This is a genomic window from Acidovorax sp. KPB24-03 (assembly GCF_057546605.1).
Genome location: NZ_BAAJYR010000780.1, coordinates 1 through 918, shown reverse-complemented (window position 1 = coordinate 918; position 918 = coordinate 1). Strand labels below are relative to the sequence as shown.

Sequence of the window (918 nt, the reverse complement as noted above, 5' to 3'; positions counted from 1 at the left end):
CCATGCCACGCCCACGTGCTGGCGGGCGCTGCGAAGGCACTGGCCAAGTTCCCCTCCATCCAGTGCAAGGTGATGGGCCCCGCAGAAGCCGCCAAGGCTGGGCATGGGTGCGTTTCTGGCGGTGGCGCGCGGCTCCGGAAGAGCCGCTGCGCTTCATCGAGTTGCGCTATGACGGCGGGCGTTCGCCGGGCAGGCGCCCACGGTGCTGATCGGGCAAGGGTATCACCTTCGGACACGGGCGGCATTTCGATCAAACCCGCGGCCGAGATGGACGAGATGAAGTTCGACATGGGCGGCGCCGCCAGTGTGCTGGGCGTGTTCCGCGCACTGGCCGAACTCAAGCCCTCCATCAACGTGGTGGGCCTCATTCCCGCATGCGAGAACATGCCCGATGGCCGTGCGGTCAAGCCCGGCGACGTGGTCACCAGCATGAGCGGCCAGACCATCGAAGTGCTGAACACCGACGCCGAAGGCCGGCTGGTGCTGTGCGATGCCATTACCTACGCCGCGCGCTTCAAGCCGGCTGCGATGGTGGACATCGCCACCCTGACCGGCGCCTGCGTGGTCGCGTTGGGCGGCCTGCGCAGCGGCCTGTTCGCCACCGACGACGCGCTCGCGCAAAGCCTGCAGGCGGCTGGCGATGCGGCGCTCGACCCGTGCTGGCGCATGCCGCTGGACGACGAATATGGCGAGGGGCTCAAAAGCAACTTCGCCGACATGGGGAATGTGGCCGGGCGGGCTGGCGGCGCCATCACGGCGGCCAAGTTCCTGCAGCGTTTCGTGGGCGACACCCCGTGGGCGCACCTGGACATTGCCGGCACGGCCTGGAAGGGTGGCGCCGCCAAGGGCGCCACGGGCCGGCCGGTCGGCTTGCTGGTGCAATACCTGCTCGATGCGGCGGCGCAACCCCGGGCCAAG

Annotated in this window: 1 pseudogene; it reads left to right on the top strand. The window is 69.2% G+C overall.

The annotated features are described in order from the left end of the window. Window positions 1–918, top strand: a pseudogene (locus AC27KI_RS25955) (leucyl aminopeptidase); the annotation flags it as partial.